Source organism: Geodermatophilus sp. URMC 60 (assembly GCF_053502585.1).
This window is the reverse complement of record NZ_CP199958.1, coordinates 4007989-4022240: the sequence shown is the minus strand read 5'-3', so window position 1 is coordinate 4022240 and position 14252 is coordinate 4007989. Positions and strand designations below refer to the sequence as shown.

Sequence of the window (14252 nt, the reverse complement as noted above, 5' to 3'; positions counted from 1 at the left end):
GCACGCCCGAACCGGCGTAGCGTCCGCACCCACCTGTTCCGGAGGAACGAGTTCCGGGGGAGCCGATGTCCCTGCTGCGCCGGATCGGTGCGGCCCGCGGCGTGCTCGACGCGGCCGCCGGGCTGGCCGGTGCCGGTCTGGTGGCCGGTGCCGGCGTCACCGCCGGGCTGGTGGGCGGCACCGCCGGGCTGCTGGGGGAGACCGCGTCCGTCGCCCGCCGGGGCGCCCGGGCCTCGCTGTCCCTGGCGCACGCGGCCGCGGTCACGGGCACCCGGGCCGTCGGCACCGTGGTCACCGGCGCCGACCCGCTGCCCGACGGGCGGCTGCACGACCTGATCGACGCCGCCCGCGGCATGGTCGAGCCACCGCCCGGGCGGCACACCCGACGGGTCTGGGCCGACCGGGGCCGGGTCCAGGTAGAGCTGTGCGTGCCGGCCGCGGAGGAGACGCCGGAGGTCCGCCGCGCGCTGCGCCGCTCCCTCGAGCGACTCGAGGGCGTGGAGTGGGCCACGGTCAACGACGTCGTCGGCCGGGTGCTGGTCGCCTTCGACGAGCGGCGGGTCACCGCGGAGGACGTCGTCGGCACGGTGACCGCGATCGAGCGGGCCCGCGGCGGGACGGCGCTGTCGCCGGAGCAGCCCGACCACCCCGCCGACCTCGAACCGCTGCTGGCGGCCGCGGCGGCCGCGGCCGTCGACCTCGCCGCCGTCGGCGTGGCGTACGCGGCGCGGCTGCTGCCCGTCCCGCCGCTCACCCGGCACGCCACCCTCGCCGTCGCGCTGCTGGAGTCCCAGACCTGGCTCCGGCGGGAGCTGTACCGGACCGTGGGCCCGCACGGCACCGAACTGGTCTTCTCCGGCGTCAGTGCCCTGCTGCACGCGCTCACCCAGAGCCCGACGGTCCCCGCACTCAACGCCGCCGCCGCGCTCCAGGAGGTCCTGGAGATGCGCGCCCACCGGCAGGTGTGGCGGCGGCGGGAGTGGGAGCTGTGCCGCCCGGAGCCGGACGACGACGAGCGCGAGCCGCTGACGCCACCGGGGCCCCGGCCGCGCCCCCTGCCGCCCGGCCCGGTCGAGACCTACACCCAGCGGCTGGGCCCCACCGAGCTGGCCGCCGCGCTCGGCCTGCTGGCGCTCACCGGCCGTCCCGGCCGCTCGGCCGACCTGCTCAAGGCGCTGAACCCGAAGGCCGCCTTCCACGGGCGGGCGGCGTTCGCCACGACGCTGGACCTGCTGCTGTGCCGCCGGGACGTGCTGCCGATGGACGGCTCGGCCTACCGGCGGCTGGACCGGGTGGACGCCGTCGTGGTCGACGGGGACGCGCTGTGCACCGGCCAGCCGGTGGTGCTCGAGGCCACCGCGGAGGCCGACGGCTGGGACGACGCCCGCGTCTGGTCGGTCGCCGCACGGCTGGTCGGCGCCCTGGACGGCGACGAGCCGGACGACGGCGTGCGGCTCGGGCCGTCCCGGACCGCCGAGGACGCGCCCGGGGCCGAGGTCCGCGCGGTGCACCAGGGGCGCCGCCGGGTCGGCACGGTGACCGTCGCCCGCGAGCTCGACCCGCACGCCGAGGCGCTGCTCACCGTCGCGGCCGCGGCCGGCAACCGGCTGGTGCTCACCGCGCACGCCGGCACGCGCGAGGTGGCCGCGGCCGCCGACGAGGTGGCCCCGGCGGACGAGCAGCTGGTCGAGACGGTCCGCCGGCTGCAGGACGACGGACGCGGCGTCCTCCTGGTCAGCCACACCGACGGCCCCGCCCTGCTGGCCGCCGACGTCGCCGTCGCCCCCGTCCGGCCCGGCCGCGCGCCGGCGTGGGGCGCCGACCTGGTGACCCGGCCGGGCCTGGCCGACGCCTGCCGGGTGGTCGCGGCGACGGCCGCGGCCCGCACGGTCAGCCGGCGCTCGGTGCAGGCGGCCCTGACCGGCAACGTCCTCGGCGCGCTGCTGGCCGCCGTCGGCAGCGAGCGGTACGGGCAGCAGAAGGCGACCTCTCCCGGCAAGACCGCCACGACCGTCGCCATGCTGGGCGGCACCTGGGCCGCCGTCCGGGCCGCCGGCCGCCCCGTCCCGCCTCCGGCGGTGCACACCCCCTGGCACGCGCTGGACCCCGACGAGGTGCTGCGCCGCGTGGCCGAACTGCCGGCCGCGGAGGACGTGCGGCCGGTCCGCTTCCGCCGGGTCCGGGCGCACCCGCTGGTGCGCGGGCCGTCCCGGTTCGCCCGCACCGTCGCCGCCGAGCTGGCCGACCCGCTCACCCCGGTCCTCGGCACCGGCGCCGCGGCGACGGCGATGCTCGGCGAGGCCACCGACGCCGTCCTCGTCGGTAGCGTGACCGTCGCGAACTCGCTGGTCAGCGGCCTGCAACGGCTGCGGGCGGAGACGGCACTGGAGTCGCTGCTGCTGGAGCAGGACGTCGTCGTCCACCGGGAGACCGAGGGCGGCCGGGAGGACGTGCCCGGCAGCGCGCTGCGCGTCGGTGACGTCGTGCAGGTCGAGCCCGGTGACGTGCTGGCCTGCGACGCCCGGCTGCTGGAGGCGGTCGACCTGGAGGTCGACGAGTCGAACCTGACCGGGGAGTCGCTGTCGGTGGGCAAGTCGGTGCCGGCGACGCCGGGGGCCGAGGTCGCCGACCGCACCTGCGTGCTCTTCGACGGCACCACGGTGGTCGCGGGGCGCGGGCGCGCCGTGGTCGTCGCGGTGGGGGAGGCGACCCAGGCCGGGCGCGCGGCGCGGGCGGCCGGTGGCGCGGCGCCCCCGGCCGGCGTGCAGGCGCGGCTGGGCGAGCTGACCCGCACGGTGCTGCCGCTGACCCTGGCCGGCGGCGCGACGGTCGCCGGCCTCGGCGTGCTGTGGCGCCGCCCGCTGCGCGACGCGGTGCGGGACGGCGTGGCGGTCGCCGTCGCCGCGGTGCCCGAGGGGCTGCCGCTGGTCGCGACCGTGGCGCAGCAGGCCGCGGCGCGACGGCTGTCGCGCCGCGGCGCCGTCGTCCGCAGCGCGCGGGTGCTCGAGGCGCTCGGCCGGGTGGACACCGTCTGCTTCGACAAGACGGGGACGCTGACGGAGAACCGGTTGCGGGTCGCCCGCCTCCTCCCGCTGGACGGGGAGCTCGACGAGGAGGGGTTGCTGGAGCTGGTCGCGGCCGGTGTCGGCAACGGCGACGACCGGGCGCACGAGACCGACCGGGCGGTCGTGGAGGCGGCCGAGGAGCGCGGCGTGTGCCCCGACGGTGACGCGGGGGAGAGCCTGCCGTTCGCCGCCGGGCGGGGGTTCTCCGCCGCGGTGCGCGACGGCCGGCTGGTCGTCAAGGGCGCGCCCGAGGTGGTCGCCGCCCGGTGCCGGGACGCCGGGGACCTCACCGGGCGGGTGCAGGAGCTCGCCGCCGAGGGGCTGCGGGTGCTGGCCGTCGCCGACCGCGCGCACGACGGCGCCGACGACCTCGAGGAGGCGGCCTCCGACCTCACGCTGCGCGGGCTGGTCGGGCTGGCCGACACGGTGCGGGGGTCCTCGGTCGCGGCCGTCGAGCAGCTGCGGGCCGCCGGCGTCCGGGTGGTCGTGGCCACCGGCGACCACCCGGGGACCGCCCGGGCGATCGCCGCGCAGGCCGGCGTCCCGGGTGCCGACCGGGTGGTGACCGGCGCGGAGTTGGCCCGCGCTCCGGAGGCCGAGCGGGCCCGCATGGTGCGCGAGACCGCGGTGTTCGCGCGGCTGTCGCCGGAGCAGAAGGTGTCACTGGTCGCCGCGCTGCGCCGGGCCGGCGCGACCCTGGCGATGACCGGCGACGGGGTGAACGACGCCGCGGCGATCCGGCTGGCCGACGTGGGGGTGGGCGTGTCCGGCGCCGAGTCCCCGGCCGCCCGCGCCGCCGCCGACCTGGTGCTCACCGACCTGGACCTGACCCGGCTGGTCGACGCCATCGCCGAGGGCCGGGCGATGTGGTCGCGCGTGCAGGACGCCGTCTCGGTCCTGGTCGGCGGCAACGCCGGCGAGGTGGCGTTCACCGTGCTCGGCACCGCCTTCGGCGGGCGGGCGCCGCTGAACACCCGGCAGCTGCTGCTGGTCAACCTGCTCACCGACATGTTCCCGGCGCTCGCCGTCGCCGTGGCCGCGCCCCGCGGCACCGCACCCGAGGGGGACGACGGCCCGCTGGCCGGGCACCCGCTGGCCGCGGTCCTCGAGGCCGGACCGCGGCGCGGCTTCGCCCGGGAGGTGCGGCGGATGGTGCTGGTCCGTGGGGCGGCCACCACCGCCGGGGCGACCGCGGCCTGGACCGCCGGGCGGCTCACCGGGTTCCGCGGGCGGGCCGGGACGATGGGCCTGGCCGCGCTCATCACCACCCAGCTCGGGCAGACCGCGTGGGCCGGCCGGCGCAGCCCGCTGGTGCTGGTCACCGCCGCGGTCTCGCTCGCGGTCCTCGCCGCCGTCGTCCAGACCCCGGGGCTGAGCCGCTTCTTCGGCTGCACGCCGCTGGACCCGCTGGCCTGGTTGGTCGTGCTGGGCTGCGCGGCGGCCGGCACGGCCGGTGCCGAGGTCGTGCCGGCGCTGGTGGCGCGGGTGCGCCGGGAACCGGCGCCTCGGCCGGCTCAGCTGCCGGCGCCTCAGCCTGCGTAGCGGGTCGCGAACGTGCCCGGCGTCATGCCGGTGACCCGGGAGAAGTCGCGGCTGAAGTGCGGCTGGTCGGCGTACCCGAGCAGTGCCGAGACCTCGGCGAGGGTCGTGCCGCGACTACGGAGGCGCTCGGCGGCCTCCTGCAGCCGGCGGCGCTGGATGAGCCACTTCGGCGTGAGTCCGAGCCGGCGCCGCACCAGCCGCTGCAGCGCCCGCTCGGACAAGCCGAACTCCGCGCAGACCTGGGCCACCCGGACGACCTCGCGGTCGCGCTCCACGAAGGCCACCACCCGGTTGACCAGCTCCCCCTCGGCATCGACGGGCAGCAGCGGCCGCAGCACGTCGCCGAACGCGTCCATCGCCGTCCGGTGGGCGGTCGGCGACGCGGGGTCGCCGGCCATGGCCGACCGCACCAGGGCCGTGAGCCGCTCGCCCTCGGCGCCGAGCACCTCGGGCAGGGGCACGTGCCGGTCGGTGAGAAGGGCGACCGACCCCCGGGCGACGAGCGCGCCGGCGGCCGGGGCGCACATGACCCCGACCGCCCAGCCGTCGCCGGTCAGCGTGGTCGTCGACAGCCCGGACACGACGCCGTAGAAGCGGGCGTAGTCGCCGGAGACGACGAGCAGCGTGACCGGGTACTGCAGCACCTGCTGCGGCGCCTCCTGGCCGGGCGGCACCGACCAGACCGGGATCCAGAAGCGCTCGAGCAGGCCGGCGAACTCCGGCGCCGCGTCGTAGCGGTACATGACGTGCGAGGCGTCGCCGGGGGAGCGCAGGTGCGCGCGCTCGACGTGGTCGAGGGGGCGCGGAGCGGTGTCGGGTTCCATCAAGACCACACCCTGCCCGGCTCCCTAGCGTCCGGCCATGACCTCACCGACGACCTCACCCGACACCTCGATCGCCGCCGCCTACGCCGCGGCCGACCGCCCGCTCGCCGCCGTCCTCGACGCCGTCCCGGCCGACGCCTGGGACCGGCCCTCGACCTGCGAGGGGTGGACCGTGCGCGAGGTCGTCCGGCACCTCGTGCAGACCCAGCGGGAGTTCCTCACCGGGCGCGGGGTCGACCTCGGCGCGGAGCCGGACGTCGACGCGGACCCGGCGACGGCGTGGCGTTCGCACGCGGCGCGGGTGGCGGCGGCGGTCGCCGACGAGGACGTCGCGGAGCAGGCGTACGACGGCTTCTTCGGCCCGACGACGGTCGGCGCGACCCTCGAGCAGTTCTACGTGTGGGACATGGTCGTGCACCGCTGGGACGTCGCCCGGTCGGTCGGTGCCGACACCACGCTCACCGAGGCCGAGCTGGACCGCGTCGAGGCCGGGGCGAACGCGTTCGGCGACGCGCTCTACGTGGAGGGCATCTGCCGGCCCGCGGTCGAGGCCCCCGCGGACGCCGACCGCACGACGCGCGTGCTCGCCCGGCTGGGCCGCGGCTGACCCGCGCTCATCCGGCGGGCGCCCGGCCGGCGCGTCACGCGGTCACCGGCCCAGGTGCGCCCGGATGGCGGCCACGACCATGCGGTGGTCCTCGAGCTGCGGCAACCCGGAGACGACGACCGCGCCGACCGGTCCGACCGAGCGGACGAGGACGGGGAACGCGCCGCCGTGCGCGGCGTACAGGGCGGGGTCGAGGGCGAACTCCTCCTCGAACGTCGTCCCCCGCTCGACCGAGGCCTGCCGCACGAACAGGCTGCTGTGCCCGAACCGGTGGACGACGCGGGTCTTCCGCTGGATCCAGGAGTCGTTGTCCGGGCTGGTCCCGGGCAGCGAGGCGTGGAAGAGCTGGTGGCCGTGCCGGCTGATGTCGACGGCCACCGGGGCGCCGTCCCGCCGGGCGCTCGCCACCAGCGCCGCGCCGAGGTCCCAGGCGTCGTCGTTGGTGAAGCCGTCGAAGCGCAGCTCCTCCTCCTCGGCGGCGAGCTGGGCGAGGGCGGGGAAGGAGTCGGCCATGTCGCCTTCCTACCGCCTGACGCGGGAGGCTGTGCCCATGAGGTGGACCGAGCGGGTCGACCGGTTCCAGCGCCGGCACCCGGCGGCCGGGTTCCCGATCGCGGTGCTCTACAAGTTCATGGACGACGACGCCGTCTTCCTCGCCGCGCTGATCACGTACTACGGCTTCCTGTCGCTGTTCCCGACCCTGCTCCTGCTGGCCACCGTGCTGGGGCTCGTGCTGGCCGGTGACCCGGCGCTGCAGCAGCGGCTGCTGGACTCCGCGCTGGCCGAGTTCCCGGTGATCGGGCCGCAGCTGGCCCGGCCGGAGGGACTCGGCGGCGGGGTCACCGGCATCGTGGTCGGCGGGCTGGTCGCCCTCTACGGAGCCCTGGGCATGGGCCAGGCGCTCCAGCACGCGATGAACACGGTGTGGGCGGTGCCGCGGCACAGCCGGCCGGACCCGATCACCTCCCGGGGGCGGAGTCTGCTCCTGCTGTTCACCCTGGGCCTGCTGCTGCTGGCCAGCACCGTCCTCTCCGCGCTGGGCAGCGGTGCCGCGGCCTACGGCGGCGGCTTCAGCGGCGGGTTCCACGTGCTGCTCACCGTCGCCTCGGTGATCGCGAACGCCGCCGTCTTCGTGCTCGGGTTCCGGGTCACCACCGCCCGCCGGCTCACCACCCGGCAGGTGCTGCCCGGTGCCGTGACCGCCGCGGTGCTGTGGCAGCTGCTGCAGTCCTTCGGGGGCGTCTACGTCGCCCGGGTGGTGGCGAACGCCAGCGCCGTCGACGCGGTCTTCGCGCTCGTCCTCGGCCTGTTCGCGTTCATCTACGTCGCGGCGGTCGCCCTGATGCTGTGCGTGGAGATCGACGTGGTCCGGGTCGACCACCTGTACCCGCGGGCGCTGCTCACGCCCTTCGTCGACCACCAGGACCTGACCGAGGGCGACGAGCGGGTGTACTCGGACGCCGCCCGCGCCCAGCGGGCGGTGCGGCACCAGGAGGTCGACGTCCGCTTCGAGTCGGGGGACGACGGGGGCTGACCGGCGGCGGGCGGCCGTCGCCGGCCCCCTTCCCCGTGCGAGATCGCCGATCCCGCCGACCTGCGGTCGAGCCGCAGGCCGGCGGGGCTTGACCTCGAGTGCGCTCGAGCTCCGACGATCGGTGCCGCGGCGCGCAGCCGGAAAACCGGTGGCGGGCCGATGACCCGGCCGCGCACATTCCGTCGTAGGGACGACGGGGCGCTGCGCCGCACACACCGCTCGAGGGAGTCGGGATGACCGCAGGGAGCACACTCGCCATCGAGGCGACCGGCCTCGAGAAGTCCTTCGGGGACACCCGGGCGGTGGCCGGCGTCGACCTGGCCGTCCCCGCCGGTGCCATCTACGGGGTCCTCGGACCCAACGGCGCCGGCAAGACCACGACGATCCGGATGCTGGCCACCATCGTCCCGCCCGACGCCGGCAGTGCCCGGGTCCTCGGCCACGACGTGGTCACCGAGGCCGACGCCGTGCGCGGCCTGGTCAGCCTCACCGGCCAGCTGGCCTCCGTCGACGAGGAGCTCACCGGTCGCGAGAACCTCGTCCTCATCGGGCGCCTGCTCGGCCACCGCCGGGCTGCCGCCCGCGCCCGGGCCGACGAGCTCCTCGAGGCCTTCGGCATCGCCGGTGCCGCCGGGAAGCTGGTCAAGCACTACTCGGGCGGCATGCGCCGGCGGCTGGACATCGCCGCGAGCATCGTCGTCACCCCGCAGCTGGCCTTCCTCGACGAACCCACGACCGGACTCGACCCCCGCTCGCGCGGTCAGGTGTGGGAGATCGTGCGGGCGCTGGTGGCCGAGGGGACGACCGTCCTCCTCTGCACCCAGTACCTGGAGGAGGCCGACCAGCTGGCCGACGGGATCGTGGTCATCGACCACGGCCGGGTCATCGCCGAGGGGACGCCGGGCCAGCTCAAGGCATCGGTGGGCACCGGCGCGCTGCACGTGCGGCTGCTCGACCCGGCCCAGCGTGCCGAGGCCGCCCGCATCCTCGGGGCCGCGGTCGGCAGCGTGGTGCTGGAGCCGGACCCGGCCGCACTGTCGGCCGCCTGCCCCGACCCCGGACTCGCCGCGCTCGGCGTGGGTGAGCTGGGCCGCGCCGGCCTCGGCATCGCCGAGTTCGCCCTCGGCCAGCCCAGCCTGGACGAGGTGTTCCTGGCCCTCACCGGCCACCTCGCCGAGGAGCACCCCACGGAGAACCTGGAGGGCCAGGCGTCATGACCGCCACCACCCCGGGCACTGCCGACACCGCCGCCGTCCGCCGGGCCATCGCCTCCACGGCGCGGCCGCCCCGGCCGGGACCGCTGTCGACCGCGCTGACCTTCGGCTGGCGCGGGATGCTCAAGATCAAGCACGTCCCCGAGCAGTTGATGGACGTCACCATCACGCCGGTGCTGTTCGTGCTGATGTTCACCTACCTGTTCGGTGGTGCCCTCGCCGGCTCGACCAGCGCATACCTGCAGTACGTGCTGCCCGGCATCCTCGTCATGTCGGTGGTCTTCACGACCGTCTACTCCGGCGTGGCGCTCAACACCGACCTCACCAAGGGCGTCGTCGACCGGTTCCGGTCCCTCCCGATCTGGCGGCCGGCGCCGCTGCTGGGAGCTCTGCTCGGCGACAGCGTCCGCTACGTCGTCGCCGGCACGGTCATCCTCGTGCTGGGCGTCGCCCTCGGGTACCGGCCGCAGGGTGGGGTGGTCGGGGTCCTGCTGGCGCTGGGGTTGGTCGTCGTCTTCTCGTTCGGGCTCTCGTGGGTGTACTCCGCCCTCGGCCTGGTGCTGCGCTCGCCGAGCGCAGTGCTGAACGGGGGGTTCACGGTGCTCTTCCCGCTGACGTTCCTGTCCAACGTCTTCGTCGACCCGGCCACGCTGCCCGGCCCGCTGCAGGCCTTCGTCGAGGTCAACCCCATCTCGGTGCTGGCCACCGCCTCCCGGTCGCTCATGGCGGGCGCACCCGACGGCACCGCCATCGTCGTCTCCCTGGCCGTGGCCGCGGCACTGGCGGCGGTGTTCCTCCCGGTCACGACCCGCCTCTACCGCAGCCGCTGAGGGCCACGGGAACGGCCGTGGTGCCGTCGGACCGGACCCGTCGGGATCGGTGCGGCCGCTGGGGACTCGATCCGCACCGACCTCGCACGGACGGGCCGGCGGAGATCGATGGCGCCGTCCGTCACGCCCCGGGCACCGTTTCCGTCAGTAGGGGGGAGCAGGGTGCCCACTCACCGAGGAGAGGAAGCGGCATGACCGCACGACCAGGCAGGACCGGTGTCCTTGTGGCCCTCCCGCCAGGAGGTCGAGCATGGGCCCCCTGGCGCACCCGGCGAGGAGGAGCCGACATGGAGCCCGATCCGCGTGAACCGACCGGAGACCTCGGCTACGACATGGCGCACGACGACATGGCCCCCGAGGTGAGCGGCGGCCGGCCCCGCTCCCGGGGCGAGGCCCCGCAGCGCGCCCCGGCGGACGACGGCCGCGACGACGCCACGGGGGACTACGCCTACGACGAGGCGCACGACTTCCGGCGGTGACCGCCGGCCCCGCGTGGCGGTGCTGCGCCCGGGGTAGGGGAGCGGGCACCCCCTCGACCCCGGGAGCGTCGTGGCCGACCGCAGCTCACCCCGATCCGTCCTCGGCGCGCTGACCGGCGGTCTGGTCCGCGCGCCGGAGCTGCGCACCGACGACGATCGCTCGGCCTCCCGCCTGGAGCTCTTCTTCGACCTGGCCTTCGTCCTCGTCGTCGCGGAGCTGGCCATCGACTTCCGCGCCGACGTCACCTGGCGCGGGGAGCTGGTGTTCGCCGGGCTGTTCACCATCGTCTGGTGGTCGTGGGTCAGCTCGACCCTCTACGCCAACCGGTTCGACCACGACGACGTCGTCTACCGGCTGCTCAAGCTCGGCAGCATGGCCGCGGTCGTCGGGATGGCCGCCACCGCAACCGAGGCGACCGGCACCTACTTCGGCGTCTTCGCCTGCTGCAACCTGGTGCTGCGGGCCATGCTGCTGCTGCAGTACCTCCGCGCGTACCGGCACCTGCCCGGTGCCCGGCCGATCGCCCGCCTGTACCTGATCGGCACCGCCGTCGGGGCGCTGCTGTGGGCGGTGTCGCTCGCGGTGCCGCGGCCGATCGGGTTCGCCCTGTGGGCCGCCGCCGTCCTGGTCGAGGTGCTGGTGCCGCTCCTGGCCACCCGGTCGTCGGCCGACGTCCCGCTGCACGTCGAGCACCTGCCCGAGCGGTTCGGGCTCTTCGTGATCCTGGTGCTCGGCGAGTCGGTGGCCGGCATCGCCCACGGGCTGCACACCGCCCACTGGACCGGCTCCGGACTGCTGGTCGCGGCGCTCGGCTTCGTCCTGGCCGCGGCGCTGTGGTGGAGCTACTTCGACCTGGCGGGGGCCCGCGCCAAGCAGTTGCTCAGCGAGGTGGGCGGGGAGCGCAGCGACCACTCGCACGACGTGTACGTCTTCGGGCAGCTGCCGCTGACCCTGGCGCTGGCGACCGTCGGCGCCGGCCTGGAGCTGGCCGTCGTGCAGAGCGGCGAGGGCGAGGTTCCCACCGGCACCCGGCTGGTCCTGGCCGGCGGGGTGGTCGTCTACCTGCTGTCGGTGACCGTCACCGAGGTCGGGATGTCCAAGAAGGGGGCACGACGCGGGTGGTGGTGGCCGGCCGTGGCGGCCGCCGTCGCCGCCGTGGACGTCGCGCTCGAGCTGCCGGCAGCCGTCGTGGTCGGCGCGCTGGCCGCGGTCGTCGTCGCCGTGGTGATCGTGGGGTTGGTCGAGCGGGCCACCGGACGGATGGGGGTCGAGGAGGTCTGACCTGCGCCCGCCGGGCTCAGCGCGCCCGGCGGGCGAGCAGCCGGCGCACCGGGTCGGGGAGGAAGAGCAGCAGCAGCGCGAGGTACCCGATCGCGGGGACGGCGACGCCGACGACGAGGGCCAGCACGAAGGTGCCCGTGGTCAGGAGCGCGCCCGGCAGGTCGTCCTCCGCCGGGTCGGCACCGGAGCGGCGCAGGTACGGGCGGCGGACGAGGGCGAGGGTGAGCAGGGTCAGGCAGGCCGAGCTCACGGCCATCGTGCCGATGTAGACGCCGATCGCCAGACGCTGGTCCCCGTAGACCGCCGCCACCTCGGTGGCGAAGGGCAGCAGCACGATCGTCAGCGTCCAGGCCAGGTTCACCAGCACGAACGGCATGTCGTAGGAGCCGACCCGCTCGACGATCCGGTGGTGGACGAGCCACAGCCGGGCGATGACCGCGAAGCTCAGCGTGAAGGCGGCGAACCGGCCGGCCTCGTCGGCGAGCAGGTCGCCGAGGTCGACGTCGCGCCCCTCGTCCGGGATGACGTCGACCAGCGGCAGCACCAGCAGCGTGATCGCGATCGCCACGACCGCGTCGAGGAAGGTGATCAGCCGGTCCAGGCCCCGGTCGGTGCGCACCCGCCGCAGGCTAGGGGCGCCCGCCCGCGGGCGGGGCGGTCGTCGCGCCCGTCGGCGGGGTAGGGGCCCGGGATGCGCGAGCGACCCGGCCATGGTGGACGACCCGGCCCCCGGGAGGGGCGCATCCGGCTGCCCGACGGGCGGACGCTGGCCTACGCCGAGCACGGTGACCCGGCCGGTCGGCCGGTGCTCGGCTGCCACGGCTCGCCGAGCTCGCGGCTGGAGCGCCACGTCGAGGACCCCGAGGACTACCGGCGCTGGGGTGTGCGGTTCGTCGTCCCCGACCGGCCGGGCTTCGGCGGTTCCGACCCGCAGCCCGGACGGCGGGTGGTCGACTGGCCCGACGACGTCGCGCACCTGCTCGACGCCCTCGGGATCGACGAGTTCTCCGTCCTCAGCCTCTCCGGTGGCGCGGCCTACGCGCTGGCCTGCGCCGCGGCGTTCGGCTCGCGGGTGCGGGCCGTCGGCGTGCTCGGGGGTGCGCCGCCGCCCGACGTCCCGTGGCCGTGGCCGCCGTGGGTGCCGCAGCGGCTGCGGGCGGCCGCGCACCGGCCGTCGCCGGCGGCGGCGCTGCTGCGGCCGCTGTTCGCCCCGCTGACGCTGCGCCCGGCGGCGATCCCGCGCTACCTGCAGGCGCGGCTCAACCCCGCCGACCGCCGGGTGATCGGGCGTCCGGAGGTCCGGCGCATCCTGGCCGACACCTTCGCCGAGGGGCTGCGCAACGGTCCGGCCGCGCTGGCCGAGGACCGCGCGCTGCTGTTCCGGCCGTGGGGGTTCCCGCTGTCGTCGGTGCACCAGCACGTGCACGTCTGGCACGGCACGCAGGACTGGCAGGTGCCCGTGGGGCTCGGCCGGGTGCTGGCCGCGATGCTGCCCCGGTGCACGGCGCACTGGCTGGCCGGCGAGGGCCACTTCGCCGTCTTCGACCACGCCGCGGACGTCTACGGGGCCCTGCGCCCCTGACCGGTCGGGGGAGGATGCCGGCGTGCCCCGGCTGCTCGTCGTCCACCACACGCCCTCGCCGTCCCTGCAGGCCGTGCTGGAGGCGGTGCGCGAGGGCGCGGCGCTGGTCGAGGAGGTCGAGCTCGACGTGCGGCCGGCCCTGTCGGCCGGTGCCGCCGACCTGCTCGCCGCCGACGGCGTCCTGCTCGGGACGCCGGCCAACATCGGCTACATGTCGGGGGCGCTCAAGCACTTCTTCGACACCGTCTACTACCCGTGCCTGGACGCCACCGTCGGTCTGCCCTACGGCGTGTACGTGCACGGCAACGACGACACCGCGGGCGCGCTGCGCAGCATCGACACGGTGACCGGCGCGCTGCGGTGGACGCAGGTCGCCGCGCCCCTGAGCCTCACCGGCGCCCCCGGCCCGGCCGACCTCGAGGCCGCCCGCGAGCTGGCCGCCACCGTCGCCGTCCAGCTGTAGCTCACCCGGGCCGCGGAGGGGTCGCGGCGGCCGTGGGGGCGTGCCGCGGGGGCACCTCGACGAAGAGGTCGACGAGCGCGTCCCAGCGGGTGCGGCGGCCGGCGGGGAAGCGGGCCTCGGCACGGGCCCGCCGGGAGGAACCCGGCCGGTACCAGCGGTGGGCCCAGAACGAGCCGGGCCGGGCCAGCCGCACCGCGCCGACCAGCGCGACCAGCGGGACGAAGACGCCGACGACGCCCAGCACCACCCGGCCCTTGAGGATGGCGGCGAGGGCGAAGAGCAGGTTCGCTACCACCGTTATCCACAACAACAGCTCACCGCCGGCGTCGTCCGCGTCGAAGGGGTTGGCGCCGAGGAGGAGCAGCCCACCGACGACCAGCGCGACGAGGACGGCGTCGATCGAGCTGCGGCCCTGCCGGCTCCAGTAGACGTCCTCCAGGTGCAACCACAGCGCGAACTCGTCGAGGGTGAGGGCGGCACCGGCGCCGAACAGGACGGCCAGCAGCTGCACCCACGGCGGCCCGGGCCGGTAGGTGAACTCCAGGGTGCCGGTGCCGAGCAGCAGGAAGATGCCGTAGACCTCGTGGTGCACGTGCACGCCGCCCACGCTGGCGTCGCGGAACGGGCCACGGCCGGTGCGGATGGCCCGGGTGACGAACCGGGTGACCAGGAAGGTCAGCAGGAAGGCCAGGACCATCCAGCCGACGACGGCCCGGCGCCCGGCCAGGTCGGGGAGGAGCTCGGGACCGACGTCCACCCGCCACCTCCGCGCCCGCGGCCTCCCGGTCGCCGCCGATGGTGGTGCCGCGGGGTGGTGGGCGACAAGCGGG

General features: G+C 76.3%; 13 protein-coding genes. 9 read left to right on the top strand and 4 right to left on the bottom strand.

Going from position 1 to position 14252, the window contains the following annotated elements; all coding sequences use genetic code 11:
* Positions 1–65: 65 nt before the first annotated feature.
* Positions 66–4607, top strand: coding sequence for an HAD-IC family P-type ATPase (locus ACWIX3_RS18970; protein ID WP_448608899.1), 4542 nt, complete (start codon positions 66–68; stop codon positions 4605–4607).
* On the opposite strand, the gene ACWIX3_RS18965 is transcribed toward ACWIX3_RS18970, so the two are convergent.
* Positions 4595–5431 carry a helix-turn-helix domain-containing protein gene (locus ACWIX3_RS18965; protein WP_448612486.1) on the bottom strand — a complete coding sequence of 279 codons (837 nt, stop codon included), beginning with the start codon at positions 5429–5431 and terminating at the stop codon, positions 4595–4597. The two genes, ACWIX3_RS18970 and ACWIX3_RS18965, sit on opposite strands and share 13 nt — an antisense overlap.
* Positions 5432–5468: 37 nt before the next feature.
* Between ACWIX3_RS18965 and ACWIX3_RS18960 the strand changes: the two genes are divergently transcribed.
* Positions 5469–6038, top strand: a complete 570-nt coding sequence (locus tag ACWIX3_RS18960; protein ID WP_448608898.1) for a TIGR03086 family metal-binding protein — start codon at positions 5469–5471, stop codon at positions 6036–6038.
* A 42-nt stretch (positions 6039–6080) separates the two neighbouring features.
* On the opposite strand, the gene ACWIX3_RS18955 is transcribed toward ACWIX3_RS18960, so the two are convergent.
* Positions 6081–6551: a heme-degrading domain-containing protein gene (locus ACWIX3_RS18955; protein ID WP_448608897.1), complete on the bottom strand. Its 471-nt coding sequence runs from the start codon at positions 6549–6551 to the stop codon at positions 6081–6083.
* Positions 6552–6588: 37 nt separating this feature from the next.
* On the opposite strand from ACWIX3_RS18955, the gene ACWIX3_RS18950 reads away from it, so the two are divergent.
* The 5 genes from ACWIX3_RS18950 to ACWIX3_RS18930 all read left to right on the top strand — a co-directional run bounded on the left by ACWIX3_RS18950 (position 6589) and on the right by ACWIX3_RS18930 (position 11377).
* Positions 6589–7572, top strand: a complete 984-nt coding sequence (locus ACWIX3_RS18950) for a YihY/virulence factor BrkB family protein (RefSeq protein WP_448608896.1) — start codon at positions 6589–6591, stop codon at positions 7570–7572.
* Between the two features lie 233 nt (positions 7573–7805).
* On the top strand, positions 7806–8789 hold the full coding sequence (locus ACWIX3_RS18945) for an ATP-binding cassette domain-containing protein (RefSeq protein WP_448608895.1): 984 nt from the start codon (positions 7806–7808) through the stop codon (positions 8787–8789).
* A complete protein-coding gene (locus ACWIX3_RS18940) occupies positions 8786–9616 on the top strand; it encodes an ABC transporter permease (RefSeq protein ID WP_448608894.1) in 831 nt (276 codons plus the stop codon). Before ACWIX3_RS18945 ends, ACWIX3_RS18940 begins: the two co-directional genes overlap by 4 nt.
* 287 nt (positions 9617–9903) lie before the next feature.
* The gene (locus ACWIX3_RS18935; RefSeq protein ID WP_448608893.1) at positions 9904–10095 is read left to right on the top strand and encodes a hypothetical protein; all 192 of its coding nucleotides are present in this window, start codon (positions 9904–9906) and stop codon (positions 10093–10095) included.
* A gap of 70 nt (positions 10096–10165) precedes the next feature.
* Positions 10166–11377: a low temperature requirement protein A gene (locus tag ACWIX3_RS18930; protein ID WP_448608892.1), complete on the top strand. Its 1212-nt coding sequence runs from the start codon at positions 10166–10168 to the stop codon at positions 11375–11377.
* A gap of 16 nt (positions 11378–11393) precedes the next feature.
* Here ACWIX3_RS18930 and ACWIX3_RS18925 read toward each other — a convergent pair whose 3' ends face one another.
* The gene (locus ACWIX3_RS18925; RefSeq protein ID WP_448608891.1) at positions 11394–11996 is read right to left on the bottom strand and encodes a TMEM175 family protein; all 603 of its coding nucleotides are present in this window, start codon (positions 11994–11996) and stop codon (positions 11394–11396) included.
* 72 nt (positions 11997–12068) lie between these two features.
* Between ACWIX3_RS18925 and ACWIX3_RS18920 the strand changes: the two genes are divergently transcribed.
* Positions 12069–12959 carry an alpha/beta fold hydrolase gene (locus ACWIX3_RS18920; RefSeq protein ID WP_448608890.1) on the top strand — a complete coding sequence of 297 codons (891 nt, stop codon included), beginning with the start codon at positions 12069–12071 and terminating at the stop codon, positions 12957–12959.
* A gap of 22 nt (positions 12960–12981) precedes the next feature.
* A complete protein-coding gene (locus ACWIX3_RS18915) occupies positions 12982–13422 on the top strand; it encodes a flavodoxin family protein (RefSeq protein ID WP_448608889.1) in 441 nt (146 codons plus the stop codon).
* 1 nt (position 13423) lies between these two features.
* Here ACWIX3_RS18915 and ACWIX3_RS18910 read toward each other — a convergent pair whose 3' ends face one another.
* On the bottom strand, positions 13424–14179 hold the full coding sequence (locus ACWIX3_RS18910; protein WP_448608888.1) for a hypothetical protein: 756 nt from the start codon (positions 14177–14179) through the stop codon (positions 13424–13426).
* Positions 14180–14252: the final 73 nt, after the last annotated feature.